The organism is Gracilimonas sp. BCB1, from assembly GCF_040117685.2.
Lineage (GTDB): Bacteria > Bacteroidota > Rhodothermia > Balneolales > Balneolaceae > Gracilimonas.
In genome coordinates, this window is sequence record NZ_JBEDYP020000013.1 from 88,622 (window position 1) to 114,451 (window position 25,830).

Below are 25,830 nucleotides of genomic sequence, written 5' to 3' on the forward strand. Positions count from 1 at the left end.
GAACAAATGCGTAAAAACTTAAGCGTAGACTGCTTAATCTTGTAAAGGACTACAGCTCAGATAAGCTCAAAATTCTTTCCTGCTTTTTGAAGTACTATCCCATCCATTTCCAGTTGCAGAAGGGAAACTAACAACTTGCTGGTGTCAACTCCGATGGTATCACTCAAGTCATCTACCTGATAATGTTTTTCTTCCAGTGCCTCACAGATTTTTACAGCTGTTTCATCCAGCCCTTTATCACGCCAGCCTATTCTTTCTTCTTTCAGAACCGATGACTCCCGGGAATGTTCTATGGGTAACTCTTCCAGGATATCATCCAGGGTTTGTACCAACTTAGCTGCACCTCTCTTAATCAGGTAGTTGCATCCGGTACCTGATGGGTTGCCCAGAGGATGAGGTACTGCAAACACTTCGCGGTTTTGGTCGAGCCCCAAATCAGCCGTTATCATACTTCCTCCCTTCAGCCCCGATTCTACCACCAAAACTCCCAGACTCATCCCACTTACAATTCGGTTCCGAACTGGAAAATTACCGGCATCAGGATTGGTGCCCAATGGAAACTCAGTAATTACAGCCCCTCCTGATTTAACTATCTGATTGGCTAAATCTGCATTCTTTTTGGGATACAGGTTGTCAATCCCGGAACCCAGAACGGCAACGGTAGGTGTTTCATGCTCTATGGCCGTTTGATGTGCAATAGAATCTATTCCATACGCCAATCCGCTAAAAATGCACAAACCACGATCGGCTAAATCGCCCGTCAGCTTCTTTGCCATATTTCGCCCATATGAGGACGTGTTTCGGGTACCTACTACCGCAACCCCCGGTTTTGATAAAGCTTCAGGGTTTCCTTTTATCCAGAATAAAGCGGGAGGGTCATATATCTGTTTTAATAACGGAGGATATTCAGGATCAGCCAGGGTTATAATATCGGATCCGCTTTTGTCGGTTTCTTCTAAAAGGTGATCCACTTTCTCCCAGTCATCGAAAGATAGAATGGAAAGAGCGGAAGCTTCTCCAATGCCTTCAATTGATCTGAGTTTACGTTTCCCAAGGCTGAAAATTTCCTCAGGTTCTTCGATGTTTTTAAGCAGTTTATAAATGCGCCGGCTTCCAAACCCCTGTATCAGACTCAGCGCAACCAGTACCCTACGTTTCTTCTTTTTCTTTCCCATGTTGAATGTATTCCCATAGTTTCTCTCTCAGCTCATCTACCCCATGACCAGTGGCTGACGAAATAGGAATAACGGGAATTTCATCATCAAAGTGAAGTTCTTCTTCTAACTCAAACCCCTGTTTTAAATCCATCTTGGTAACTGCAAGAATACGGGGTTTATCAAGCAGGTCTTTCCTGTACGACTTCAGCTCATTCAATAGTGCCTCATATTCATACTTGATATCCGTCATAACGCTCACCATGAAAAGCAATACATTATTACGTTCTATGTGTCTCAGAAACTGAATCCCCAGTCCTTTGCCTTCATGGGCTTCTTCAATAATTCCGGGAATATCTGCCATCACAAAACTACGAAAATCTTCAAATTTGACCACTCCGAGATTAGGCTCCAGCGTTGTGAAAGGATAATCTGCAATTTTAGGTTTGGCGTGTGACAATGCTGACAGCAAGGTACTTTTACCTGCATTCGGGAAACCAACCAAGCCTACTTCTGCAATGAGTTTAAGTTCCAGTTCAACGGTTCGTTCTTCTCCGGGTTTTCCTTCCTGCGCATGCTGAGGTGTCTGATTAGTTGAACTGCGAAAATGCCAGTTTCCCAACCCTCCTTTACCGCCTTTAGCAATCACCAGCTTCTCTTCATGATCGGTGATCTCACCCAGCCTCTCTTTGGTTTCAGCATCAAAAACAACCGTACCAAGAGGAACTTCCAGAATTTCATCTTCACCCGACGCACCAGAGCTTTTGCTTTTAGCTCCATTCTCTCCGTTTCCGGCTTTCACATATTTCCTATAGCGAAGATCAAGGATGGTATTCAGCTGTTCATTCCCAACCAGGACAACATCACCGCCTTTACCGCCGTCTCCACCATCAGGACCTCCTTTGGGGACATATTTTTCCCTTCTGAAATGAGCAGAGCCATCTCCGCCCCTTCCGGCCGTTACATATATTTTAGCGTAGTCAGCAAAGCGCATAAAGTTTTTTCCTTTCGGTCATTAATGCTAATTCAGAAGCACAATTAATTTAAGTGTCAGAATTCCGGGCATTCGGCCCGACATCCTTATAAATTTTCAAATACAAAATCGCTCATCAACCGGTATAAATGCTTTCTGGCATTTCCACCATAAATGCTGTGAGCTTTATTCGGGTAAAGCATCGTCTCAAATTCAACGTCTGCTTCAATCAATGCATCTATCATTTCAACAGTATTCTGAAAGTGAACGTTGTCGTCCCCGGTACCATGAATCAGTAAATAATTGCCCGTAATCTGATTCACTTTTGTGAGAGGAGCTCCTTCATTATATCCTTCCGGATTCATTTGGGGCGTCTGCATATACCGTTCAGTATAGATGGTATCATAATAACGCCAGCTGGTCACAGGAGCTACCGCAATGGCTGTGGTGAATATATTTGCACCTTCAGCCAAAGCTAAAGACGACATATACCCGCCATAACTCCAGCCCCAAATTCCGATGCGGCTCTCATCAACATAGGGCCATTCTGCTATTTTTTTGGCAGCAGCAATCTGGTCAACGGTTTCTAATTGGCCCAGTTTTTTATACACCTGTTTCTTGAATTCACGACCTCTGGCGCCCGTTCCCCGGTTATCAACAGAAACCACTACGTACCCTTGGTTAGCAAGATATTGATGCCACATAGGCCGTTGTCCACTGCCAAAGGCTCTGGTTACCGTTTGGCTTCCCGGTCCACCGTACACATACATCAGAACCGGATATTTTTGGGTTGAGTCAAAATCTACCGGTTTCAACACATAAGCATTCAGGTCGGTACCGTTTACATTCAGATCAAAAAACTCTTTTTCTATGTAGTTGAATTCTGAAAGCGTCTGACTAAGCCCTGTATTATCTTCGATGGTTCTCACCTCTCGCCCATTGTTCCGGTACAAACTTACTAACGGAGGTTTGTTATAATCTGACCAGCTATCAATGTAATACTTGAAGTCCCGGCTCATATTAATACTATGCCAACCGGTTCCCTGCGTCAGCTTTTCTTTTTTCTTTCCATCGATGCGGATGCTGTATAAATGTCGTTCCAATGGCGACTCCTCAGCACTCACATAATACAGTTCGTAGGTACGCTCATTGTGTCCGATCATTTCGGTAACGTCCCAGTTTCCGCCGGTGATCTGCTCCAACTGTTTGCCCTGCATGTTATACAGGTACACATGGTTGTATCCGTTTTTATCACTGGTGGTGATAAACTGCTCTCCGTTGCTCAGAAAGTACAGGTTGTCATGAACATCCAGCCAGGTATCACTTTGTTCTGTAAGGATCACTCTTGTTGAACCTGTTTCCGCATTGGCAATGAGTAAGTCTTGCTTATTCTGCAGTCGGTTCATACGTCGGATAGCTAATCGGTTGTTATCGCGTGTCCAGTTAATTCGGGGAATGTATTGGTCCGTCTCTTCGCCTATATCCATGTTTACTGTTTCCCCGGAATCGAGATGATATACGTGTATAGATACGATGGAATTCTGCTCACCGGCTTTAGGATATTTGAATTCCACTTCTTCCGGATAAAGAGAGCCCCAGTTGGTCATAAAAAACTCTTTAACCCGCTCCTCATCGAAACGATAAAATGCAATACGATCACCATCGGGCGACCAAAACCAGGCTTTAGCAAACCCAAACTCTTCTTCATACACCCAATCTGCAGCACCGTTTATAACCTTATTGAACTCACCATCAGAAGTAATTTGGGTTTCTTCACCTGAAGAAAGGTCTACCCAAAACAAGTTGTTATTCCGAACAAATGCAGCGCGGTCGGCTGATGGAGATAATTCAGCATATTGCTGCTTCTCTTCTGTAGCAGTAAGCTTAGAGAAATCCCCCGACTCAATTTCATACACATAATAATTTTCGCGGGTACTTCGTCTCCATATTTGCTCAACATCGGTTTTTATCAGAAGCTTCGACTCATCAGAAGAAAATTGATAACCCTGAACCCGGATGGTATCTCCATCCGAACCCGTAAACTCGCTTCCATCAAATAAGACCTCTTCGGAACCGTCCACAATGTTGAAACGAATGATCTGATTGTTTCGGGTAGCCGAATAATATTCGCCATCATTCATCCAGCGAACGTTCTGCACACTGTTGGGAGAAAAAGTGCCGTCAAAAATATGTTCAAACTCGATAGGTTTCTTGTCCTGAGCAACGGTAGCCACAGAACAAATCGCTATCAATACAATTGAGAGTCTAAGTGCCTTCATAAACGATAAGTTTGGGTTAAAAAAGAAAAGAACGCCCGTTGAGCATTCTTTTCTGATGTAAAGTTAAATTTGGTTTAGTTCTTATGGAGAACCAGCTTAAGCAACTTGGTAAGCTTTGCTTTCATTTTGGTTCGTGGAAGAATGAAATCAAGGAACCCATGCTCCAGCAGGTATTCTGCAGTTTGGAATCCTTCCGGCAAGTCTCTACCGATCGTCTGCCTGATTACACGCGGCCCGGCAAAGCCAATTAATGCCCCGGGTTCAGCAATATTGAAATCACCCAGCATGGCATAACTGGCGGTAACGCCACCGGTTGTCGGGTCAGTCATATACGAAATGTAAGGAACTCCGGCTTCTTCAAGCTGAGCCAGCTTGGCTGATGTTTTTGCCATCTGCATCAAGCTGAGTACACTTTCCATCATTCGGGCACCACCGGTTTGAGAGATAATCATCAGCGGGATTTTATTCTCCCGGGCATGATCGATTGCAATCCCCAGTCGTTCTCCAACTACTGATCCCATACTTCCACCAATAAAGGAGAAATCCATACAGGCTACAACCAAATCAAGCTTGTTCATTTTACCAACCCCAACCCGTGCAGCATCACTTAATCCTGTTTTTTCCTGATACTGCTCAAGTCGGTCTTTGTATTTCTTTCGGTCTTCGAACTCGAGCGGGTCGGTAGGCTGAATTTCCTGCCCGATTTCTTTGAACTTTCCTTTGTCAAAAATAATCTCAAAATACTTTTCACTACCAATTCTGAAGTGATAGCCACTCAGTGGATCCACCCAGAGGTTATCTTCCAGCTCGCGCTTATGAATTGTTTCACCGGTTGTTGGAACTTTAATCCAAACCCCTTCCGGCATTTCCTTTTTGGTATTGGTCTGGATGTTTTCGTCTTTTCTTTTAAACCAGGACATAAACTGTGTTTTATGAATTTTTCAGAGGGATAAAATAAAGATTCTGACGGTTAATTCTGAATCTGTTTATACGGTTGTATTATTAACCTGACTACTGCTCAAATAGTTTGATTCCAGCTCTTCTGCAGTGGTTTTTTTGAAAAACTGCTTCCCGGATGAACTGTTAAAAAGAGCAATTAATGCGTTGGCCGAAATGTTTGCAGCTTCAAGCACTTCCAGATCATTCAGCTTGTTTTCGTTCAACCGCTCAATACCTGTTCCGATGATTTTTTCGCCGGGGTTCAACATTTCTTCAATTTCGGATAACTCCAGAATTTCAGATTCGGATATGGCCCGAAGTCCACCATCAAATTCAAATTTCTGATGGTACAAATGCTTTCTTCTGGCATTTATCACGGAGTGAACCACCCCTTTGCCTGCCGATTGGGCAAAGCCTGCGAGCGTATTTCCGGCATAAATATCAATATCCAAATCAAACAGCAGTCCCTTGACAGCACTGGCGGCTATTCGAAGCCCTGTATAAGAACCGGGGCCTGTGCCCACCAAAACTGCATCTAAATCAGCTATCCCAAATGCATGTTTTTCCATCAATTCCCGAACATAAAGAAACAAAAGCTCCGAATGCGAGCCCTTTCGCTCCGTTCTTTTCTCATGGATTTCCCCACTTTCATCCTGAAAGGAAACCGAACAGATATTTGTTGCCGTTTCGAAAGCGAGTATCATAAGTACTTGTTTAGAAGTCGTATCCGGATTATTAGAATCCTGTCTTGGGTTTTACATTTGGATTCCTGCCCGGGCAGGAATGACGCCTGATCTATCTCAGCTCGTTAATCACCAGCTGCCCTTTATTATAAATTCCGACCGCTCTTCCCTTCAGTTTTTTATCCAGATAAGGAGAATTCTTTGACTTGGATCGAACGTTTTTAGGGGTGAATATCCACTCTTCATCAGTATTGAAGAAGGTAAGGTTGGCTTTAGCTCCTTCTTTTATCTCCGGGGATTCCAGGTTCAGAATTTTTCGGGGATTATACACCAGTTTATCCATCAGCTGCTGCAGGTCCAGTTTCTTGGTTTGTAGCAAGCGTTCATTGGTTATAGACCAGGCTGTCTCCAACCCAATAATTCCATTCGGGGCGTAGATAAATTCCACTTCCTTTTCTTCGATGGCATGGGGAGCGTGATCCGTACAGATGGCATCGATGGTTCCGTCCACCAGGCCTTCAATCATGGCATCCACATCTTCCTGTGTTCGAAGCGGAGGGTGCATTTTAAAGTTCGTATCAAAATGCTGCTTTTCGATTTCTTCATCAGTCAGGTCAAAGTGATGGGCGCAGACCTCAGTAGTCACATTAATTCCCTTCTTCTTAGCCTGGCGCACCAAATCAACCGCCCCTTTGGTGCTGATATGAGCCACATGAATATGTCCGCCGGTGTATTCCGCCAGCATGATATCGCGTGCAATCATTACTTCTTCAGCGATTCCGGGCGTACCATCCAAACCGAGCCGGGTGGCTACTTTACCTTCATTCATATGCCCCGGACGGGAAAGAGCCAGGTCTTCTTCGTGATTGATAATCGGTAAACCCAGCATCGATGAATACTCCAGTGCCACACGCATCACCTGCGAATCGTAAACCGGATCACCGTCATCGCTGAAAGCAACGGCCCCGCCTTCTTTTAGGTCTGCCATTTCTGCAATGGATTTTCCTTTTCGCTCTTTGGTTACGCATGCAATCGGGTGAACGTCCACCGGAAGCTTTTCTGCTTTTTTAATGATGAACTCAACCACATCCCGGGTGTGTGTGGCCGGCTTGGTGTTTGGCATACAAGCCACAGCCGTAAACCCTCCAAAAGCAGCAGCAGCACATCCGGTTTTCACGGTTTCTTTGTGTTCAAACCCCGGCTCGCGTAAGTGCACATGCATATCCATCCAGCCCGGCGATACATACGCCCCCTCAAAATCGTGAGATTCCTCACCTTTCCCGGCCTTTAGTCCTGCACCCATTTCCTTGATTACACCTTCCTCAATACGGATATCAACGGTGTCTTTACCTTTGTGAGAGTTGCTAACGGGCTTCAGGTTTTTGAGGAGCATGAATATAGTTTTGAGCTTTCAAGTTCGACCGCAAATATACCGTGATTCGGTGCTAAACCACAAAAGGACTTTAGGCAACTTTTCTGAACATTGAACATTCAACATTAATGTTCAATGTTGAATGTTCAATGCTATTCATTAATTACTTCATCACTCTTTTAAAACCTCTATATTTTAAATCGACTTGAATTCTCAACCATCCCCCATGCCCGATAAACAAATTCCGTTTCTTTTTGATATTCCGTCAGTAGCTGAGCTCACCGAGAAGATTAAGAACCTGCTGGAACAGAATTTTGTGGATATTTTGGTGGAAGGCGAAACCAGTAACGTAAATCAAAGTCGCAACGGACATTATTATTTTACCCTCAAAGATGCCGATGCCTCCCTTCCCTGCGTGATTTGGAGAAGTACCGCTCAGCGATTAGGAATCAATCTCACCGATGGACAACAAATAGTAGTGGGCGGAGATATTCAGGTATATGCCCCGCATGGCCGTTACCAGATGATCGTGAACCTGGTTCAGCAGGCCGGAGTCGGGAAACTTCAGCAAGCTTTTGAAAAGCTGAAGGCTAAATTAAAAGAAGAAGGGTTGTTTGATGACATGCATAAAGAGGCCCTCCCGAAATTTCCCGAGCGCATCGGGGTGGTGACGTCCGCTACCGGAGCCGCTTTTCAGGATATCCGTTCCACATTAGAGAAAAGATGGCCGCTTGCTGATGTAAAGCTCTATCATGCCAGCGTGCAGGGCGTGAATGCAGCCCCGGAGATTGTGGAGGGCATCAACTATTTTTCCAATCACAAAAATGTGGATGTACTTATCATTGGTCGAGGCGGAGGTTCTCTGGAAGACCTCTGGCCGTTTAACGAAGAGTCGGTGGCACGTGCGGTCTATCATTGTGAGGTTCCTGTCATCAGTGCGGTGGGACACGAAGTCGATTTTTCCATTTCCGATTTTGTAGCCGATGCACGGGCAGCAACCCCTACTCAGGCTGCGGTATTAGCAGTCCCCGATATTAATGAAATCCGATACATGGTGGAAGACTATACCAAAAAGCTGGAAGTGAACACCACAGGAGCCATAGAGTTATATAAAGATAAAGTAGCCAACATGGCGAAATCTCATGCATTGCTGGCTGTAAAGCAGAAGATGGAATCAGCCCGGTCCAGTATCCTCACCCTGAATGAAAAACTGGAGCACCGAACAGAATCATTGGTTCGGAACCGGAAAGAGCATCTCACCCAATTATTTCACGCCTTAGACAAACAAAACCCTAACGAGCCCCTAGAAAAGGGTTTTGCACGGGTATGGCAGGATGGAAAATGGGTCCGGGAATCCAAAGCTTTTAAAAAAGCGTCCGGATTTGAAGTAGAATGGAAAGACGATAAGATTTCGGTTGAAAAATAATACGCACATAACGGTTTTAGGCGCCGGTGTTTCAGGTTTAACAACGGGCATTATATTGGCCGAGCATGGATATACGGTGACCATCCTGACAAAAGAACTGCCTGAACAGACAACCTCCGCTGTAGCCGCTGCCATTTGGTTTCCTTATGAAGCTTACCCGGCTAACAAGGTTAATGAGTGGAGCAGAACTTCATTTCTAACGTACAGAGAACTTGCCAAGAGTGAGGCTTCCGGAGTCTCTTTCATTCCTTTTACGGCCTATCTGGACACCGAACAGAAACCGTGGTGGCTCTACGCTTTGCCGGGTGAATTCATATTGGACAAAAATGTTCAACACCCGGTTCATCCTAATTATCGGGGCTATACGCTGAATGTTCCGTTGATCGAAACCCCTATATATCTGACTTACTTGTTGAACCGTTTTAAGAAGTCGGGTGGTAAAATTATTCAGCGTGAAATTTCTTCGATAACTGAACTTGAAGCATATTTCCCGGTGGTGAATTGCACTGGTTTGGGCGCAAAGCATTTGTTCAATGACGAGCAACTATATCCCATTCAGGGACAGGTTGTACGTGTGGCACCGGATCAGGAAATACAAGGAATGGCTACCGAATATGAGTTGGGAGATCAGGAAATGGCCTATATCATCCCGCGAAGAGACGGAATCATATTGGGAGGCTCAGCCAAAAAGCATGAATGGTCTACGGAAGCTGATCCTGCTCTGACACAGCGAATTCTTACCTATTGCTCAGAATTTGAACCCACTGTTTTGGAACTTCCGGTTTTGGATGTGAAAGTTGGCTTAAGGCCGGGCAGACCACAAATCAGGCTGGAGAAAGATCCCCATTTGCCTGTTGTTCACAACTACGGTCATGGAGGCGCCGGTTTTACCGTATCGTGGGGATGTGCCGAAGAGGTGATACAGCTTCTCTGATCTCTTCATCAATTCTTTACCTTGATGTGTTATTATATAGCCATAATATAAGGTTGGTATAAGAAGAGCTCTTGGTTATTTAAGGAAAATGAGCTTTTGACGATAACGGCCTCACAAACCAAGAATCCGTAACATTAAATTTACCAAGAGAATGATCTCCAGAATAGGTTTAACAATTGCAGTGTTTGCTGCATTTTTTTTGAACGCCAACGCACAGGGTAACAGCAATTTTGATTTATCAGGAAACGCCCGGTTTGCCTATGTAAGCTCTTCCGGAGAAGCTCTTGAGCATTTTGAAGGTACTTCTTTCCTGAGAGTCCGGGTTGGGGCTTTTTATACCATCAACGAAAATCATGGGTTTAAGGCTCGCTTAGCAACCACACAGTCTTCTGAATTCCCGGAAGTCAGTTTTACCATACAGGCCGATGGTGGCGGACTGAATCGTGGAAGTATCTCTTTCGATGAGTTTTACTACCGCTTCAAAAACGAACAAACCGAAGTAAAAGCCGGCCGTTTTCAATATTACCCAAAGGTTTTGTCGAATGCAGGCCGAAGCCATTTTCGATTTATGAGCAATAACATAAACATTCACTGGGTGGATGGAATTTATGTGAAAAGAAACCTGAATGAAGACTGGTACGGAGAAATCGCAGGAGAATATCAGCCGCGCAATCATACCTCTTACTCCTACCGGGGCGCGCTTAATTTTGGTAACAGCGAGCATAACCTGGCCTCTTATTTAGCGCTTGAAAACCGAACCCGCGATGACAATAACTTCATACAAAAAGGATTTGGGTTATTTGTTGCACCTGATGCTTATTTCAAATCCGGTGGCTACAGCACCTACCTGGCTGTAATGAGCCGCATGGTTTACGACCTGCCTAAGCCTGATGCTTTAAACGGAGGTAGTTTCCGTATTGCCGCTGAAATCGGGCAAAACCTGAACACTACTTTTGAAGATGGAACCAGTGCCGTTCTTTCTTTCGGCGTGCATAACTTTGCAGACAAGCATCAACTGATGGTTGAGTTTGCCAAAACGGATTCAGACTGGCTGACCCCGAATGTATATGGCCCAAATTCTGATGAAGTTGAATTCAGATACCGATACTTCATTACTGATGATCTGAATATCGACTTCCGGTATCGTATCCGTGATTCCCGTAGTGACTTTGTAGACACCAACTACAATTTCTTTGCCCGGGCTACCTATTCCTTCTAAGGAACTAAGCTTCCTGTTTTGGGTAACAGCCGAGGATCTTTAACTCCTCGGCTTTTTTATTGAGCTCATCTAAACCGGCAGAAACTTCAGGGTCGTCTATATTGGCAAGAATATCCAGGTAAAAAGAATACTTCCAGGGTTCATTCAGTCTTGGCCGCGATTCCAGCTTGGCCATGTTGATTTTATGCTTGTGCAAAATGTTCAGGCATTCAATCAAGGAGCCTTCATCGTTTGAAGTTACCATCATCAGAGATGTTTTTGCCGGTATTTGTACATCAACCTGAACAGGTTCTCTTGCAGCCACCACAAACCGGGTGTAGTTCTCTTTTTGATTGGCGATGTCATGTTCAATTACGTGCAATCCGTATAAGTCAGCAGCATGGGCTCCGGCTATGGCTGCCTGGGATAAGTCTCCGTCTTCCAGCACTTTCTTGGCTGACATGGCCGTATCCAAATACGACTCCACCTTACACCGAGGAAGTGTAGACAAAAACTGTGAGCACTGGGCTATAGCTTGCGGGTGCGACATAATCCGCCTTATTTTACCTAATTCCACCTGTTCAACGGCCATCAAACAGTGAACCACCTTCAGGATTTCCTCGCCCACAATATGTAGGTTTTCATTTCCCAAGATATCATAGGTATCATTAATGGATCCCGCCGTAGTATTTTCGATGGGCAACAAGGCGTAATCTACTTTTTCATCTAACACAGCCTGTGCTGCCTGCTGAAAGGTATCATACCCGATGGCATCAACTGTTGAATACCGTTCGCTGAAGTGTCGAATAGCGGCCTGGTGACTGTAAGCCCCATCCGTACCTTGATAGGAAACCCGGATTGTTTGTCCTTCGGATTTCTCATTTTGATGATCAACCAAAGAGTGCGTTTGAAATCGTACTGAGTTGGTGATGATTTCCCGAAACAGATGTTCCGCATAATACCGATCCAGTCCTACTTCATGTGCTAAATCCCGGATTCGGTTCAACAGCTGCTCCTCCCTTTCCAGGTCCCGGATGCCTTGTTCATTTTTGAGTTTTAAATCCGAAACTTCTTTTACCAGTCCCTGCCGCTGGGCCAGTGCTTTAAGAATAGTCCGGTCTACATCATCCAGCTGCTTGCGGATAGAGTCTAATTCATTTGACATATCTTTCTTCTATCTGTGAGTGAAACTGAAAAGTAGTAAATGTGATGAGGAATTGAAGAGGGAATTTTGGACGATAGGTTAATTCTACCGTCCCCATCTTTCGGCTTTTGAACCTTGATTAGAATGATTTTTGGATCATCTTGATTGGTTATTTGGCTGAAAACTCAAAATTAACTATTGTGGCTGATCACCAGAATTAAAGTCCGCGATTATGACTAAGCTATTCCTTATTACTCTATTCTCTTTGCTTTATATCGTTCCTCCCCAAAACCCTACCGCCGAAATTGATGCTTTCTGGGATGAAATGAGCCGGACCGTAGCAGAGGGTGAGTTTGAAGAATATGCAGCTTTATATCATGATGATGCCGTTTTAGTAAATGGCATTTCCGGTGAAAGCTACCCGATTTCGAGCGCCTTAGATGGCTGGAAGCAGGGATTTGTAGATACCAAAGCCGGAAAAATGAAAGCCGGTGTAAAGTTTCGCTTCAGCAAAAGAATGCACAACGAAACAACCGCTCACGACACCGGCATTTTTAACTACTATTCGCAAATGGAGGGGCAAGAACCCCAGCCTATTTATGTTCACTTTCAGGGACTATTGGTAAAAAAAGACGGCGAGTGGAAGCTGGTGATGGAGTATCAGGAGTCTATGGCATCGAAAGAAGAATGGGATAAACTCAAGTAGTATCATTGGTCCGATTCAATAAAACTTTTCCTCTTATTCATCGTAGTTTGCAGCCATGATCTTTGCTATTACCGTGCTCGCCATCTCCTGGCTGATTGTCTATTTATCGGAGAAAAAGAACCTTTTGACCATTTGGTTTACGCCACTAAGTCAAAGGACTAAAGAGTTCGTTAGTGGATTTCTCATTCTTGCAATTTTTAGTACTGTCACTCAATTACTCTTCGGATATTTAAGTGGTGTAAGCTGGCAAATCAATGCAAACATCACTGGCGAACTGGTTTTCAATTCCGCCTTATATGATTTGAGATCTGTTTTATTTGAAGAATTGACCTTCAGAGGTATCATTCTCTACCTGCTTCTCAGATATACCGGGAAAAGACAAATTTCTCTTTTGCTAACCGCTGCCTCATTTGGTGTTTATCATTGGTTTACGTTTGGGGTTATGGGAAACATCATCGCAATGGTATTGGTATTCGTTATAACCGGATACATGGGCTATGTATTCGCCGTTTCCTATGAAAAAACAAAGTCCATCGTTCTTCCCATAGCTCTTCACCTTGGGTGGAATCTCATCAATAATACTGTGTTCTCAAACGGCCCGCTCGGCATTCAGGTTTTTGCAGCTATTCCCGGACCAGCTCCGTTAGAACCTGGGGCTATTTCAGGGTTAATCAGTTTGGGCTGGTACCTGTTGATCCCTTCAGTCGTTCTGTTCATTCTTCATAAATTCTATACTCCTCAAACCAAAGATTTTAAACTGCTGTAATCTTACAGGTATATCTACCCGGGAAAACCTTTCTAACTCAACTGCCCGGAGCAACTATACACTGTTTTGCTATTCAATTACAAAATTTGCATATCATATAAATTTTAATAGATTTAGATATATGTTTAATTAAATGCATCTATCATGAATATTTTTCGGTGTGCTTTTCTATCTCTTCTTTTAATTGTAGCATTTAATTCCAAGGGGCTTGCTCAGGCTGAGGTCGATTCCGCATATATTGAATATGTAAATAGCTCCTGGGATGAAGTTCAGGGAACAGAAAAAGATGATTCCATCCAAACTAAATATGCTTCTGAATTCTATGATTACTATCTGAACAACGGAGAGACCGTTGCTGGGGAGAAAGCCATACAAAGTGCTTTACTCATGTGGGGAAATACCGGAAATGCAACTATGATGGATAATGCCATCACCAAGTTTGACCCTGACTCTGATATCTGGTCTTGGGTTCCTAACTCTCTCGGTAGTGCTTATGCAAGAGATTCCAACAGAACCCACCAGGAAGCTATTACTAAACTCGAGTCTTTAAAGGATAAAATCACGAATCCTGATGGGAAGTCTGCTATTCTTGCGTCTCTTGTAAGAGTTTACAAGCGAAACCCGGATACTCACCACAAGGCACTTAACTATGCTCAACAGCTTGTAAATATAAACGAAAGTGATTGGTATGTAGATTTAGGTTTGGGTGCTATCTATGAGTTGGAGTCGCTCAGTATCGGACAGGCTGCGCCGGAATTCACAGCTACTACTTATCACGGGGTAGAATTCAACCTCGCCGATCATAAAGGTAAATATATCATACTTGACTTCTGGGCTACCTGGTGCGGTCCATGCATGCCGGAGATTCCGGTCATTAAGTCGTTAAGAGAAAGCTATTCAGAAGATGATTTAGCTATTGTAAGCATCGCTTTGGAGGAAAAATCCGAGAAGTACGAGAATTTTCTTTCTGAAAAAGAAATGACCTGGCCTCAAATCCTTCAGGAAAAAAAGTGGGAAGACGAGATTCCTACCCTTTATAATGTTGGCGGCATTCCTCAAAAATACATTATTGGTCCTGAAGGAAATATTGTGGCCAAGCATCTTCGTGGAGAAAAACTCACTTTTAAAATGGACTCATTGATAAACCGGAAATAAATAATATCAACCTTCTTTTTCTTCCTTATCCAGCCACCCAAACCGTCGTTGCAGCGATTCGATGGTGATGGCATGTCGTTCGGTGCCGCGTGTTCCCAGCAGAAACCCAATGGGCTTTAGGTCTTCCACATTTTCGCAGACGATCTTAAACAAACCCAGGTACGGGATGATAATCAGCATGCCCGGCAGCCCCCAGATCATACTGGCTGCGATCAATGAAAAAATAATGACCAGCGGGTTTATCTGAACGTATGACCCGGTGATATTCGGAGTGAGAATGTTGTTCTCTAAAAACTGTACGATCAAAAACTGGATAAGAATGGGGATAGCCAAACCCGGCGTTCCGGTTCCTAAAGTAAAAAGTAACACAACTCCATAACCAAGCACAGTGCCTAAATATGGGATCAGGTTAAACAAGGCTGCTATAATCCCAAAAAGCAAGGCGTATTCAAGTCCAATCAGGTAAAAGCCAAGTGAATTCAATCCCATCAGAATAAAACATACAATCACCAGTCCTTTCAAATATTTAGGCACTACTTCAGAAGCCTGATCAATAATATTCTGGGCAGCTTCCTCCTGGTCGGTGTAGATCAACATAGAGATAAAGTCCCGGAATTTATCCCGGTAAAACAGCAGCAGAAAGGTATAAACGGGAATCAGTCCCAAGCTCAAAAGCGTGTTTGTAGTAGCCGCAAATAGCTGGCTGAGATATTGTCCGGTCTTGTCAAGAGAATCAATCAGTGAATCAATCCCTGAGATATAAATGCCGGTATAAGCTCCGATTGCATTGAATATACTTTGGATATTGGTCTCGAACTGCTCTTTCAATTTGGGGAAATCTTCCGTGAAGTTTGTGGAAAGTGTTCCGATTGCCGCCACAATCCCAGTTACAATAGCTATAAAGCCCAATACCACGATAAAGTTAGTAGCAATACGGGGGATTTTGTGTTTCTCAAGCCAGTCGGCATATGGAAAAAGCAGGTAGGCCAGCATAATACTCAGAAACAAAGGCACCAAAAGCGGACGGGCTAATATCAATGCGGCTACCACCAGAAAGGCGAAAGCCAGGCGTATGGTGTTTCGAAGTAAAAGGGGATATTCGTTCATAGGGTTTGGTTTTTCTACCAGAGGATACAACTCGAATATGAATTTATCATCATGAATATAAGCTTAAGTCTATATTATTTTTTCTAACGTGTTGGGACATTGTTCCCACTTTTTATTACACTGCTATACACCCTAACTAATTGTGCGCCTTATGAAAAGAATAATTACGCTTTGTTTCACCATACTGCTTTCGGTAAACGTGATGGCTCAGCTTAGTACCGCCGATCGTGATTTTGCCGTGGAATACCTGAATGCCACCCATCAAAATATTGTGGATTTGGTGGAACCTCTATCTGATGAAGCCTGGAATTATACCCCTGAAGACGGTGGATGGTCGGTCGCCAACTGCCTGGAACATATCCTGAGTACGGAATCTTCCTTCTTCCAAATGGCTCAGGGCTATATGAGTCAGTCTGAAGCTGATCCGGACTTTGATAGTTCGGTGTCCGACGGTGTACTTATAGGAATGATGACCAATCGTGGAAACCGTGTTCAAACAGCCGAGCAGTTCGAGCCCTCCGGTAAGTGGAGCACCAAGCAGGAAATGCTGGACGAGATGGAAGCCTCCCGGTCCAGACTTATAAGCTTTCTTTCTGATTCAAAGCAGAACCTCAGAGAGCACAAAGCAAATACCCCTTTCGGCGAAATTGACACCTACCAGGTTTTCCTGCTTGTGGGAGCCCACAGCCAGCGACATACTTTCCAGATGCAGGAAGTGCTGGGTGAGATGGAAGGAATGTAAATGGCAACGTATAAATATATAAACTAAAGTCTCTTATGTTAAGTAAGAGGCTTTACATTTTTACTTATCCGTCAACCATGCAACCCCAGGAAGTTCTTTTCCTTCCAGGTACTCAAGGCTGGCTCCACCGCCAGTGGAAACATGAGAAACCTCATCACTAAGGCCAGCTTTCTTGATGGCAGCAGCGGAATCTCCCCCGCCAATAATGGTGGTTGCTCCGAATTTCGTGGCTTCCGCAAGGGCTTCAGCCACCGAAAAGGTTCCGTCTGCGAAGTTCTCCATTTCAAACACGCCCATCGGTCCATTCCAGAGCACGGTTTTGGCCGACTTAATCTGGTTTCCGAATGCAATGGAAGATTGCGGGCCTATGTCTAGTCCCATCCAGCCGTCCTCAATGCCTTCTTCATCTACCACTTTGTGTTCGGCATCGTTGTTAAACTCTTTGGCAACTACAGAATCCAGGGGCAGCATAAACCGGATACCTTTTTCTTCGGCCTCTTCAAGCAGTTCTTTGGCCAGGTCCACTTTATCATCTTCAACCAAAGAATTACCAATCGGCCAGCCTTTAGCTTTATAAAAAGTATAAGTCATACCCCCACCAATGATGATGGAATCCACTTTGGAAATCAGGTTCTTAATTACCCCGATTTTATCGGACACTTTGGCTCCACCCAAAATTGCCACAAACGGACGATCCGGATCGTTGATGCTTTCTTCGAGATACTTGATCTCCTTTTCCAGCAAAAACCCGGATACAGCCGGCTGCAGATAACGAGTAACACCGGCAACGGAGGCGTGGGCACGGTGACTGCTTCCAAAGGCGTCGTTCACAAATACATCAGCATGAGAAGCCAGGGCCTTACTGAATTCCTCATCATTTTTGGTTTCCCCTTTGTGAAAGCGGACATTCTCCAATACAACCACTTCTCCGTGTTTGGCATTGTATATCGCCTCTTCGGCTTTATCCCCGATACAGTCTTCCGCGAAGTGAACTTTGGTGTTCAGTAAATCAGCTAAGTGGTCTGCTGCCGGTTTCAGGGAAAATTCAGGCTCCCGCATCCCCGATGGACGTCCAAGGTGGCTGGTTAAAATCAGCAATCCTCCATTTTGCACAACATGCTTTATGGATGGCAGTGCCTGCACAATCCGATTGTCGTCGGTGATTTCCCCGTTTTCAATCGGCACGTTAAAATCTACGCGCATCAGCACCTTCTTCCCTTTTACGTCTATATCGTTGAGTGTGAGTTTTGCCATGGGTTGAGTAAATGAATTGATTGATAATTCGGTGATGAAGGTACCAAGATCTCTCCACGAAATGAAGCGGTAATCACCGCCCTGATAAAAGTTTGGGAACTTTTATCTGTCCCTCCCCGGAGGGACACAGGTGTCTGGGCAATTTATATTAGTTGAACAACACATTATGCCTCCCACCCAACGAACATCCCTCTCCCGGAGAGGGAACATTTGAGCCCGCTCAAATCAGGGCGAGGCAGGTACGACCCTACCCCGTAGCATAAAACCCCAAAGAACATTACTTTCCCAAAAAAGAGGGGTACAAATATGTCGAGAAATTCTGCTTTTAACTTTTACAACAAAGAGCTCAGACCCAACGCCCGTTCGTTACGAAACAACATGACCAAAGCAGAAGTCTGCCTTTGGAAATATGGCCTTCGAAAAAAACAACGAATGGGATACACGTTCAACCGGCAACGGCCTGTTTTGAATTACATCGCCGATTTCATGTGCAAAAAGCTGAAATTGATTATTGAAGTTGATGGTTCAAGCCATGACAGCAAGGAGGCTTTTGAATACGACCAACGAAGGCAGCGACATCTGGAAGAAGCCGGGTTCAAGGTGATCAGGTTTCGAAATAAAGATGTGCTTACCAATATGGATTCTGTACTATTAGCTATTGATAAAGTAATTTTGGAATTAGAGAACGGGGCAAAACCCTGACAACCGCCCTGATAATAGCCTTCGGCTATGATCTGTCCCTCCTCGGAGGGACAAAGGTGTTGATACAACTCATATTATATGAGTGACTCATTACGTTTCCCTCCCAAAGAATATCCCTCTCCCGGAGAGGGAACATTTGAGCCTGCTCAAATCAGGGCGAGGCAGGTACGCCCGGTTTCAGATCCTAATCCCAAAAGTGCTTTTATCCCTGCTTTTCAATCAAATAATGGATATTTTCTCAAGGCAAAAAATAACCCAAACCTTATTCATTGAATGCGAACGGTTTACTTAGATCATGCGGCCACAACTCCTTTGGATGAACGCGTGCTGGAAGCTATGCTTCCCTACCTGAAAGAAAATTACGGAAACGCCAACTCTCCCCATCATCTTGGGCAAAAATCCAAGGTTGTTGTAGAAGATGCTCGTGAGAAAGTAGCAGCTTTAATTGGTGCTGAACCCTCTGAAGTTATTTTTACCAGTGGTGGCACCGAAAGCGATAATGCCGTTATAAAAGGTGTTTTAGCTATTTCTGGTGATAAAAAGGAAGTAATTACTTCAGAACTGGAACACCATGCCGTTCTTCACACTGTAGAGCTTGCCAAGATGCAGGGCGTTAAACCTGTTTTTGCCCCGTCTAAAGATTGTGGAACCATCACGGCTGATGCAGTTAAAGAATCCATTACCGATAACACGGCCCTCGTTACCATTATGCACGTGAATAATGAGATCGGCACCGTCAACCCGCTGAAAGAAATTGCCGAAGTTTGTAAAGAGCACGGAGTCCCCCTTCATTCCGATACCGTTCAAAGTTTGGGTAAAATTCCGCTCAATGTAAAAGATCTGGGTATTGACTTCCTCAGCGGTAGTGCTCACAAAATTTATGGCCCGAAAGGAACCGGAATCATGTATGTGAAAAATGGTTCTAAATGGATCCCATGGGTACATGGCGGATCGCAGGAACGCCGCCGCAGGGGTGGTACACTAAACGTACCCGGAATTGTTGGTTTTGCCAAAGCCCTGGAGTTGGCTGTTGAAGAGATTGATGAACATCAAAAGCATTTTAAAAAATTGCGTTCTCTTCTCCTCAAAGAGATGGACCATAATCTGGACTTCAGATACAATGTGAATGGCCCGCAAGACAACGGAGTGCCCCACATCGTAAACCTCTCATTCAGTGATGAACAGGGCAAATATATTGACGGCGAGATGTTGCTGCTGAACCTGGATATCGAAGGAATTTGCGTATCCAATGGCTCGGCGTGTACTTCCGGAGCGGTGGAACCATCGCATGTGCTTAACGGCATCGGGATGGAAGACGGACTGGCTAAATCCAGCATCCGCGTCAGTTTTGGCAAGCAGAATACTGAAGAGGACGTCCGCTACTTTGTTGAAAAACTCGACACCGTTCTTAAACGAATGTTTACCGTAGCCTGATGAAGAAAAACATCTGCGTGTATTGCGGTTCAAGAGAAAGCAATAACCCACGGTTTCCCGAACTTGCCCAACAAGCCGGACGTGAAATTGCCCGCCGTAACTGGGGCGTGGTTTACGGCGGTGGTAAAGTCGGGATGATGGGCAAGCTGGCCGATGCCGCTCTCGAAAGCTGGCGGTGACGTTTTTGGGGTGATTCCAACCCGACTCAAAAAACTGGAAGTGGCCCACACCGAACTCACCGACCTCCATGAAACACAAGACATGCATACCCGAAAAGCCCTGATGGAATCTCTTTCTGATGCTTTCCTCATTCTGCCCGGTGGATTCGGAACCCTGGATGAATTCTTCGAAATCCTTACCTGGCGGCAACTTGGTATTCACGACAAACCCATTTTTCTGCTAAATGCCGAAGGGTATTTTGACGGACTGGTTAAGTTTACCGAAGATTCCATTCAGTATGATTTTGTGCGAAAAAGCAGCCTGAAGCTTTTCAAAGTGTGCAACGAAATTGACTCTTGTATTGAAATGCTGGAACGTTTTTTCGAGGAGGATTGATTCTTCTTTCGCAACCAAGTTTCAATCTGACGATGCCTAAAATTTCCAAAAAGAATCCGCTTCCCCCATGTCCCGTAACTCCCAATTGTATCCGGACTTCGGAACAGTTTGGTGCAGGTATAGAAAAGGTTTATGAGGCTTTCATTAAAATATTTGACAACGAGGCGTACCGGTGGGAAGTGGTCGATCCCAAGCGAATTGAACTTCATGCCGTATATCGTATTCCTGTTTTCGGCTTTAAAGATGATGTGGATGTAATTATGGAAGAAGACGGAGGCACCACCACCGTTTTTATACGAAGTGCAAGCCGGGTTGGGGCTTATGATCTGGGAGTTAATCACCGCCGTGTAAAACGCATTTTAAAAAAAGCTGCAAGTAAGATTTAGAGTTAATACTTGGCTATATTTACCATCAATCACAGAAAAATTTCAGTTTATGTATAACGGTTTACTTCACGCACACTCAGGGCTTCGATGGATTGTTTTAGTTCTTTTAGTCTGGGCTTTGTTCAAAGCTATCTCAGGTTGGATGGGGAAAAAAGAGTATCACAAATCAGACCGGCTCAGTGCACTTCTCGCCCTCATATTTACGCACATCCAGCTTTTAATTGGCCTGGCTTTGTATTTTATAAGTCCTAAAGTTTCGTTTGAATCCGGGGTGATGGAAAGCCAGGTTCTCAGGTTCTATACCGTAGAGCATATGTCTATGATGATCATCGCCATTGCGCTTATAACCATCGGTTTCAGCACAGCGAAACGAATGTCGGAGGCCGTTGCAAAGCACAAACGAATTGCCATCACCTATGGAATCGGGCTTTTGATCATTATTGCTTCCATCCCATGGCCTTTCCGCGGATTAGGTGCCGGCTGGTTTTAGGATCTTGACTTAAAACGCAACCAGATTCAAGACATTCGCAGCGAAATAATCCTACAACTATTTCGGATAACGAATGCTTTCCACCATTTCCTGCACATCCTCCGGCGGTTCAGGGAAAATCATTCCCACTGCAAAGGAAACCGTCAGATTTAATAGCATACCCAATGTACCTATACCCTCCGGTGAAATCCCAAACCACCAGTATTCAGGTGCGTTGTATTCAGGGAAGGCAATTTTGAAGAACACCACATAGGAAAGTGTGAACAGCAGTCCCGCAATCATTCCGGCAATGGCTCCCTGACGGTTCATTTTCTTATAAAAGATGCCGAGGATAATGGCCGGGAAGAAGGATGCCGCCGCCAAACCAAAGGCTATGGCTACCACCTCAGCCACAAAGCCCGGGGGATTGATTCCAAAATATCCCGCAACAACTACCGCTGCAGCCGCCGAAATTCGGGCCCACATCAATTCTGCTTTATCGGAAATATCGGTTTTAATCTGCTTTTTGATTAAGTCGTGGGATACAGCCGTAGATATCACCAGGAGCAAACCGGCTGCGGTTGAAAGTGCTGCCGCCAGTCCACCGGCAGCTACTAAGCCGGCAACCCAGGCCGGTAAGTTGGCAATTTCAGGATTGGCAAGAACCATGATGTCCCGGTCTACATATAATTCGTTGTTGGTGCCGGTTGGTTCGTTATTAACCTTCACTTCCCCAAAAGGGCCGCGGATGATTTCTCCATCAGCATTTCGTTGAATGTCGGGCAGCCCAACGATAGCTTCGCCGGGAGCGTAGGTGATAATTCCGTCATCGTTTTTATCCACCCAGGTAAGTAGCCCTGTTTGCTCCCATGTATTAAACCATGCAGGCATTTCGGTGTACTCTTCCTCATTTACCGTTTCCATCATATTGTATTTGGCAAAAGCCGCAATAGCCGGAGCGGTTGTGTACAAGATCGCGATAAAAATCAGTGCATAGCCTACAGAGACTCGGGCATCTTTCACTTTGGGAACCGTGAAAAACCGAACGATTACGTGGGGTAGTCCGGCCGTACCGATCATTAATGCCGCAGTTATAAAAAAGACATCCTGCATACTTTTAGTACCACTGGTATAGGCTGCAAAACCAAGCTCGGTATGCAGTTGATCCAGCTTTTCAAGCAGGTACTGCCCGGAGCCATCCGCTAAGGTAGAGCCAAACCCGAATTGTGGAATGGGATTGCCCGTCAGTTGAAAAGAGATAAAGAAAGCCGGAACCATGAAAGCAAAAATCAGCACACAATACTGGGCTACCTGCGTATAGGTGATTCCCTTCATTCCTCCCAGCACGGCATAGAAAAAGACAATGGCCATCCCAATCAGAACACCCAGGTCGATATTTACTTCCAGGAACTTGGAGAACACCAGGCCAACCCCGCGCATCTGTCCGGCTACGTAAGTGAATGAAACAACCAGTGCGCAAATTACAGCAATAGTTCGGGCAAAGTTGGAGTAATACCGGTCTCCGATAAAATCAGGAATGGTAAACTTGCCGAACTTTCGCAGATAAGGCGCCAGCAGTAAGGCCAGAAGCACATAACCGCCGGTCCAGCCCATCAGGTAAACCGAGCCATCGTAGCCCATAAAAGAGATTAAGCCGGCCATGGATAAGAAGGAAGCTGCCGACATCCAGTCTGCTGCCGTAGCCATGCCATTCGTGATCGGATTCACATGAGCGCCCGCTACATAAAAATCGCTGGTGGAAGCTGCTTTAGCCCAAATGGCTATGCCAATGTAAATCGCAAAGGTTACTCCAACTAAAATATAGGTCCAGATTTGAACATCCATGATCAGTCCTCATTCACGTTAAATTCCCGGTCCAGCTTGTTCATCAGATACACGTACACAAAGATGAGGATCACAAAGGTATAAATGGCCCCCTGCTGAGCAAACCAAAAACCGAGTTTAAATCCGGCAACCTGAATTTCATTTAAAGCGGGTGCGAATAATATTCCTAAACCGTAGGAAACTACAAACCAGATACTGAGCAAAATACCCAGGTATTTGAGGTTACGTTTCCAATACCCTTTCAAGTCCCGTTCTTCCATCTGTATGACCTCCATAGTTTTATTCCGGCTTAGTATGCAGTATTTGAAGGAATGAATCAAATTTTGTCCACAGGAATCCCTCTGCAAACAAGGAATCATTCTTTTATGCTTCTAATTATATTACTCCACAAGAAAGCAGGAGATTATGAAATACCACAAATTAGGGACATCGAAGCTTGAAGTAAGCGAAATCAGTTTTGGATGTATGTCGCTGGAAGTTGAGAAAGATCCGGAATCTGCTTCTTCCCTGCTGCGGGAAGCTTACCAAAAAGGGATCAATTTTTTTGATACAGCCGACCTCTATAATCATGGTTTGAATGAAGAAGTGGTTGGGAAAGCGCTAAAGCCTTTCAGAGATGAAGTTATTATTTCAACCAAGGTTGGTAATGTGTGGAACGAAGATGGTTCGGGTTGGGAATGGAACCCTACCAAAGAATATATTCTGAGAGGTGTGAATGAGAGTTTGCGGAGGCTCCAAACCGAATATATCGATCTGTATATGCTGCATGGCGGAACCATTGATGATCCTATTGATGAAATTATCGAGGCTTTTGAACGCCTTAAACATCAGGGAAAAATTCGGGCTTATGGTATTTCGTCCATCCGGCCAAACACCATTCGTGAATATGTAAATCGATCTGATATAGACTGTGTGATGATGCAGTACAGCCTGCTGGATCGACGACCGGAAGAAGAAAGCCTGAACCTCCTCGCTGAAAATAACATCAGCGTAATTACCCGAGGGACGTTGGGTAAGGGGATGATTATCGATAAGCCGGCTCGAGATTACCTCGGATATTCAACCGAAGAGGTTGAAGAACTGCAAACTGCAACCAACAAAACCGGCAACCCGGTTTCGGCTGCTGTTCAGTTTGTATTGGATCATCCTGCGGTTGCTTCGGCAGTTCTTGGCATCCGAACCAAAAATCAATTACAGCAAATCACGGATGCTATGAACTCTCCAGTTTCTCAAGATAAATTAGATAAGCTGAGGAATTTCTTATCCCCCAAAAAGTATGACCAACACCGCTAATCTTTACTTTTGGTTAGCTTTTTGCTGCCTTTATTTTAATTTCTCATTGTGTTGACAGATATTATACTATCATCCATTCAACATTATGAAGGCAATACTATCCATACTGATTCTGCTATTTAGTTCCGGTTTGATTTTAGGACAGCATGAACCGGAGAAAGATTATATCTACTGGAGCGAGGACTACAAGTTGGTGTGGACTGATTTTGAAGAGATCCCAAAGCGATACAGTGAACACGCTGCCTTCTCTGTTGTTGGCTATGAAAGCTCATTCAACATGAATGGACAAGAATACGAGGCTGAGATAAAAACCTACTTCAGCAAAAATGAGTCCTGGTCCAAAAGCTGGATCGCTTCCCTGCTTCTTCATGAACAAGGTCATTTTGATCTGGCCGAAGTAAACGCCCGTAGGTTCCGAAAGAGGGTTAAAGAAGCCATGAAAGCCGGAACCATCTCTGTGAGTGTATTCGAGGAAATGAGTGATGAGGCCATGGCCCAACTTGAGAAAGTGCAGAGTGAGTATGATGAAGCCACTAATTACTCCATGGATTACCGCTCCCAGCTTCAATGGTCAGAGCAAATAAAGGAGCAGTTAAAAGAATTGGAGGCCTTTGCTTCACCACAGGTCCTGGTTACTCGCAAAGCGAATTAATCATTCCCAATCACTCTCTTCCAGTTCAAATAGCTCGGTCACTTCTATTTTAAGAATTTCTGCTAGTTTGAATGCCAAAACCGTTGAAGGAATGAACCGCTTGGTTTCAATAGCATAGATGGTTTGTCTCGTCACTCCGGCTTTCTCAGCTAAATCGGATTGCGACATATTATGCCGGGCACGCTCTACTTTTATAGTATTATTCATAATTTTCTCTGTCTCCGGGTAATGCCCATTGCTTTTTTGCCTTGTTTATTATCAAAAACAAAATTACTTGCCCTTCAAGCAAAAGTTGTGCATTGATAGTCATTGCGGGTTCAAATACCAGAAATAGAAAAATTATCAAAGCTGAAAGTACAAAGGTAACTTGCAAAGCCTCGAATCTTATCCTTGTCAGGAATTCGTCCATTTTCTTGTCTTTGGAAAACAGATACAACAACAGGCCAAATATCCCGATCACAGCCAAAATATTATAAATGGGTTCTGTGATTCTAAATCCCCAAAAAGTAAATACTTCATACACATCCGGATTCTCTATCCCTCGGGCTGCATTTCTTCCTTCCGTATATCCTTTTTTAAAAGCGGGGATACCCGTTGCAACAAAAATGAACAGTCCTATTTTCTTGAAGAAATTTGGAAGAAACTGAAATGTCATGGCTTGA

The 25,830-nt window shown here is 44.4% G+C and carries 29 protein-coding genes; 16 read left to right on the plus strand and 13 right to left on the minus strand.

The features are described from left to right. Window positions 1–56 precede the first annotated feature (56 nt). From dprA to ABFW99_RS09710, 6 genes are all read right to left on the minus strand, one after another. Window positions 57–1,175 carry a DNA-processing protein DprA gene (dprA, locus tag ABFW99_RS09685; RefSeq protein WP_349354379.1) on the minus strand — a complete coding sequence of 373 codons (1,119 nt, stop codon included), beginning with the start codon at window positions 1,173–1,175 and terminating at the stop codon, window positions 57–59. After that, on the minus strand, window positions 1,150–2,148 hold the full coding sequence (obgE, locus tag ABFW99_RS09690; RefSeq protein WP_349354380.1) for a GTPase ObgE: 999 nt from the start codon (window positions 2,146–2,148) through the stop codon (window positions 1,150–1,152). The genes dprA and obgE overlap by 26 nt, the downstream gene beginning before the upstream one ends. A gap of 86 nt (window positions 2,149–2,234) precedes the next feature. After that, complete coding sequence (locus tag ABFW99_RS09695) at window positions 2,235–4,406, minus strand: S9 family peptidase (RefSeq protein WP_349354381.1); 2,172 nt, start codon at window positions 4,404–4,406, stop codon at window positions 2,235–2,237. Window positions 4,407–4,480: 74 nt separating this feature from the next. Continuing rightward, entirely contained in the window at window positions 4,481–5,326 is an 846-nt protein-coding gene (accD, locus tag ABFW99_RS09700; RefSeq protein ID WP_349354382.1) for an acetyl-CoA carboxylase, carboxyltransferase subunit beta, read from the minus strand. A 66-nt stretch (window positions 5,327–5,392) separates the two neighbouring features. After that, window positions 5,393–6,049, minus strand: a complete 657-nt coding sequence (gene tsaB / locus ABFW99_RS09705; RefSeq protein WP_349354383.1) for a tRNA (adenosine(37)-N6)-threonylcarbamoyltransferase complex dimerization subunit type 1 TsaB — start codon at window positions 6,047–6,049, stop codon at window positions 5,393–5,395. A gap of 91 nt (window positions 6,050–6,140) precedes the next feature. Then, complete coding sequence (locus tag ABFW99_RS09710; protein WP_349354384.1) at window positions 6,141–7,421, minus strand: dihydroorotase; 1,281 nt, start codon at window positions 7,419–7,421, stop codon at window positions 6,141–6,143. Between the two features lie 205 nt (window positions 7,422–7,626). Between ABFW99_RS09710 and xseA the strand changes: the two genes are divergently transcribed. The 3 genes from xseA to ABFW99_RS09725 all read left to right on the plus strand — a co-directional run bounded on the left by xseA (window position 7,627) and on the right by ABFW99_RS09725 (window position 10,979). Then, complete coding sequence (gene xseA, locus ABFW99_RS09715; RefSeq protein ID WP_349354385.1) at window positions 7,627–8,826, plus strand: exodeoxyribonuclease VII large subunit; 1,200 nt, start codon at window positions 7,627–7,629, stop codon at window positions 8,824–8,826. Continuing rightward, window positions 8,816–9,760, plus strand: a complete 945-nt coding sequence (locus tag ABFW99_RS09720; RefSeq protein WP_349354386.1) for an FAD-dependent oxidoreductase — start codon at window positions 8,816–8,818, stop codon at window positions 9,758–9,760. The genes xseA and ABFW99_RS09720 overlap by 11 nt, the downstream gene beginning before the upstream one ends. Window positions 9,761–9,941: 181 nt before the next feature. Next, the gene (locus ABFW99_RS09725; protein ID WP_440707488.1) at window positions 9,942–10,979 is read left to right on the plus strand and encodes a hypothetical protein; all 1,038 of its coding nucleotides are present in this window, start codon (window positions 9,942–9,944) and stop codon (window positions 10,977–10,979) included. A gap of 4 nt (window positions 10,980–10,983) precedes the next feature. Here the strand turns inward: ABFW99_RS09725 and pheA are convergent, their stop codons facing one another. Next, the gene (gene pheA, locus ABFW99_RS09730; RefSeq protein WP_349354388.1) at window positions 10,984–12,123 is read right to left on the minus strand and encodes a prephenate dehydratase; all 1,140 of its coding nucleotides are present in this window, start codon (window positions 12,121–12,123) and stop codon (window positions 10,984–10,986) included. A gap of 211 nt (window positions 12,124–12,334) precedes the next feature. On the opposite strand from pheA, the gene ABFW99_RS09735 reads away from it, so the two are divergent. From ABFW99_RS09735 to ABFW99_RS09745, 3 genes are all read left to right on the plus strand, one after another. Next, a complete protein-coding gene (locus ABFW99_RS09735; RefSeq protein WP_349354389.1) occupies window positions 12,335–12,808 on the plus strand; it encodes a YybH family protein in 474 nt (157 codons plus the stop codon). A 55-nt stretch (window positions 12,809–12,863) separates the two neighbouring features. Next, window positions 12,864–13,574 (plus strand): CPBP family intramembrane glutamic endopeptidase, encoded by a 711-nt coding sequence (locus ABFW99_RS09740; protein WP_349354390.1) that lies wholly within the window; start codon window positions 12,864–12,866, stop codon window positions 13,572–13,574. A 144-nt stretch (window positions 13,575–13,718) separates the two neighbouring features. Then, the gene (locus ABFW99_RS09745) at window positions 13,719–14,729 is read left to right on the plus strand and encodes a TlpA family protein disulfide reductase (protein WP_349354391.1); all 1,011 of its coding nucleotides are present in this window, start codon (window positions 13,719–13,721) and stop codon (window positions 14,727–14,729) included. A gap of 6 nt (window positions 14,730–14,735) precedes the next feature. On the opposite strand, the gene ABFW99_RS09750 is transcribed toward ABFW99_RS09745, so the two are convergent. Beyond that, a complete protein-coding gene (locus ABFW99_RS09750) occupies window positions 14,736–15,836 on the minus strand; it encodes an AI-2E family transporter (RefSeq protein ID WP_349354392.1) in 1,101 nt (366 codons plus the stop codon). A 151-nt stretch (window positions 15,837–15,987) separates the two neighbouring features. Between ABFW99_RS09750 and ABFW99_RS09755 the strand changes: the two genes are divergently transcribed. Continuing rightward, on the plus strand, window positions 15,988–16,578 hold the full coding sequence (locus ABFW99_RS09755) for a DinB family protein (RefSeq protein ID WP_349354393.1): 591 nt from the start codon (window positions 15,988–15,990) through the stop codon (window positions 16,576–16,578). Between the two features lie 60 nt (window positions 16,579–16,638). Here ABFW99_RS09755 and ABFW99_RS09760 read toward each other — a convergent pair whose 3' ends face one another. After that, window positions 16,639–17,832: a phosphoglycerate kinase gene (locus ABFW99_RS09760; protein ID WP_349354394.1), complete on the minus strand. Its 1,194-nt coding sequence runs from the start codon at window positions 17,830–17,832 to the stop codon at window positions 16,639–16,641. 306 nt (window positions 17,833–18,138) lie between these two features. Here ABFW99_RS09760 and ABFW99_RS09765 point away from each other — a divergent pair, with 306 nt between their 5' ends. From ABFW99_RS09765 to ABFW99_RS09795, 7 genes are all read left to right on the plus strand, one after another. Continuing rightward, on the plus strand, window positions 18,139–18,534 hold the full coding sequence (locus tag ABFW99_RS09765; protein WP_349354395.1) for an endonuclease domain-containing protein: 396 nt from the start codon (window positions 18,139–18,141) through the stop codon (window positions 18,532–18,534). Window positions 18,535–18,612: 78 nt separating this feature from the next. Further along, on the plus strand, window positions 18,613–18,807 hold the full coding sequence (locus tag ABFW99_RS09770) for a hypothetical protein (protein WP_349354396.1): 195 nt from the start codon (window positions 18,613–18,615) through the stop codon (window positions 18,805–18,807). Continuing rightward, the gene (locus tag ABFW99_RS09775; RefSeq protein WP_349354397.1) at window positions 18,808–19,968 is read left to right on the plus strand and encodes a cysteine desulfurase family protein; all 1,161 of its coding nucleotides are present in this window, start codon (window positions 18,808–18,810) and stop codon (window positions 19,966–19,968) included. 17 nt (window positions 19,969–19,985) lie between these two features. Next, the gene (locus ABFW99_RS09780; RefSeq protein WP_440707489.1) at window positions 19,986–20,147 is read left to right on the plus strand and encodes a hypothetical protein; all 162 of its coding nucleotides are present in this window, start codon (window positions 19,986–19,988) and stop codon (window positions 20,145–20,147) included. Further along, window positions 20,122–20,523 (plus strand): TIGR00730 family Rossman fold protein, encoded by a 402-nt coding sequence (locus ABFW99_RS09785; RefSeq protein WP_440707490.1) that lies wholly within the window; start codon window positions 20,122–20,124, stop codon window positions 20,521–20,523. The genes ABFW99_RS09780 and ABFW99_RS09785 overlap by 26 nt, the downstream gene beginning before the upstream one ends. Before the next feature lie 32 nt (window positions 20,524–20,555). Continuing rightward, window positions 20,556–20,909 (plus strand): DUF1499 domain-containing protein, encoded by a 354-nt coding sequence (locus tag ABFW99_RS09790; RefSeq protein ID WP_349354399.1) that lies wholly within the window; start codon window positions 20,556–20,558, stop codon window positions 20,907–20,909. 49 nt (window positions 20,910–20,958) lie between these two features. Further along, entirely contained in the window at window positions 20,959–21,399 is a 441-nt protein-coding gene (locus ABFW99_RS09795; protein WP_349354400.1) for a cytochrome B, read from the plus strand. A 57-nt stretch (window positions 21,400–21,456) separates the two neighbouring features. On the opposite strand, the gene ABFW99_RS09800 is transcribed toward ABFW99_RS09795, so the two are convergent. Next, on the minus strand, window positions 21,457–23,223 hold the full coding sequence (locus ABFW99_RS09800; protein WP_349354401.1) for a sodium:solute symporter family protein: 1,767 nt from the start codon (window positions 23,221–23,223) through the stop codon (window positions 21,457–21,459). A 2-nt stretch (window positions 23,224–23,225) separates the two neighbouring features. After that, on the minus strand, window positions 23,226–23,483 hold the full coding sequence (locus tag ABFW99_RS09805) for a DUF4212 domain-containing protein (protein WP_349354421.1): 258 nt from the start codon (window positions 23,481–23,483) through the stop codon (window positions 23,226–23,228). Window positions 23,484–23,628: 145 nt separating this feature from the next. On the opposite strand from ABFW99_RS09805, the gene ABFW99_RS09810 reads away from it, so the two are divergent. Together ABFW99_RS09810 and ABFW99_RS09815 are read left to right on the plus strand one after the other, a co-directional pair. After that, entirely contained in the window at window positions 23,629–24,516 is an 888-nt protein-coding gene (locus tag ABFW99_RS09810) for an aldo/keto reductase (protein ID WP_349354402.1), read from the plus strand. Window positions 24,517–24,601: 85 nt separating this feature from the next. Next, on the plus strand, window positions 24,602–25,168 hold the full coding sequence (locus ABFW99_RS09815) for a DUF922 domain-containing protein (protein WP_349354403.1): 567 nt from the start codon (window positions 24,602–24,604) through the stop codon (window positions 25,166–25,168). Here ABFW99_RS09815 and ABFW99_RS09820 read toward each other — a convergent pair whose 3' ends face one another. Together ABFW99_RS09820 and ABFW99_RS09825 are read right to left on the minus strand one after the other, a co-directional pair. Further along, complete coding sequence (locus ABFW99_RS09820; RefSeq protein ID WP_349354404.1) at window positions 25,169–25,375, minus strand: helix-turn-helix transcriptional regulator; 207 nt, start codon at window positions 25,373–25,375, stop codon at window positions 25,169–25,171. Then, window positions 25,368–25,823 carry a hypothetical protein gene (locus ABFW99_RS09825; protein WP_349354405.1) on the minus strand — a complete coding sequence of 152 codons (456 nt, stop codon included), beginning with the start codon at window positions 25,821–25,823 and terminating at the stop codon, window positions 25,368–25,370. Before ABFW99_RS09825 ends, ABFW99_RS09820 begins: the two co-directional genes overlap by 8 nt. Between the last annotated feature and the right edge of the window lie 7 nt (window positions 25,824–25,830).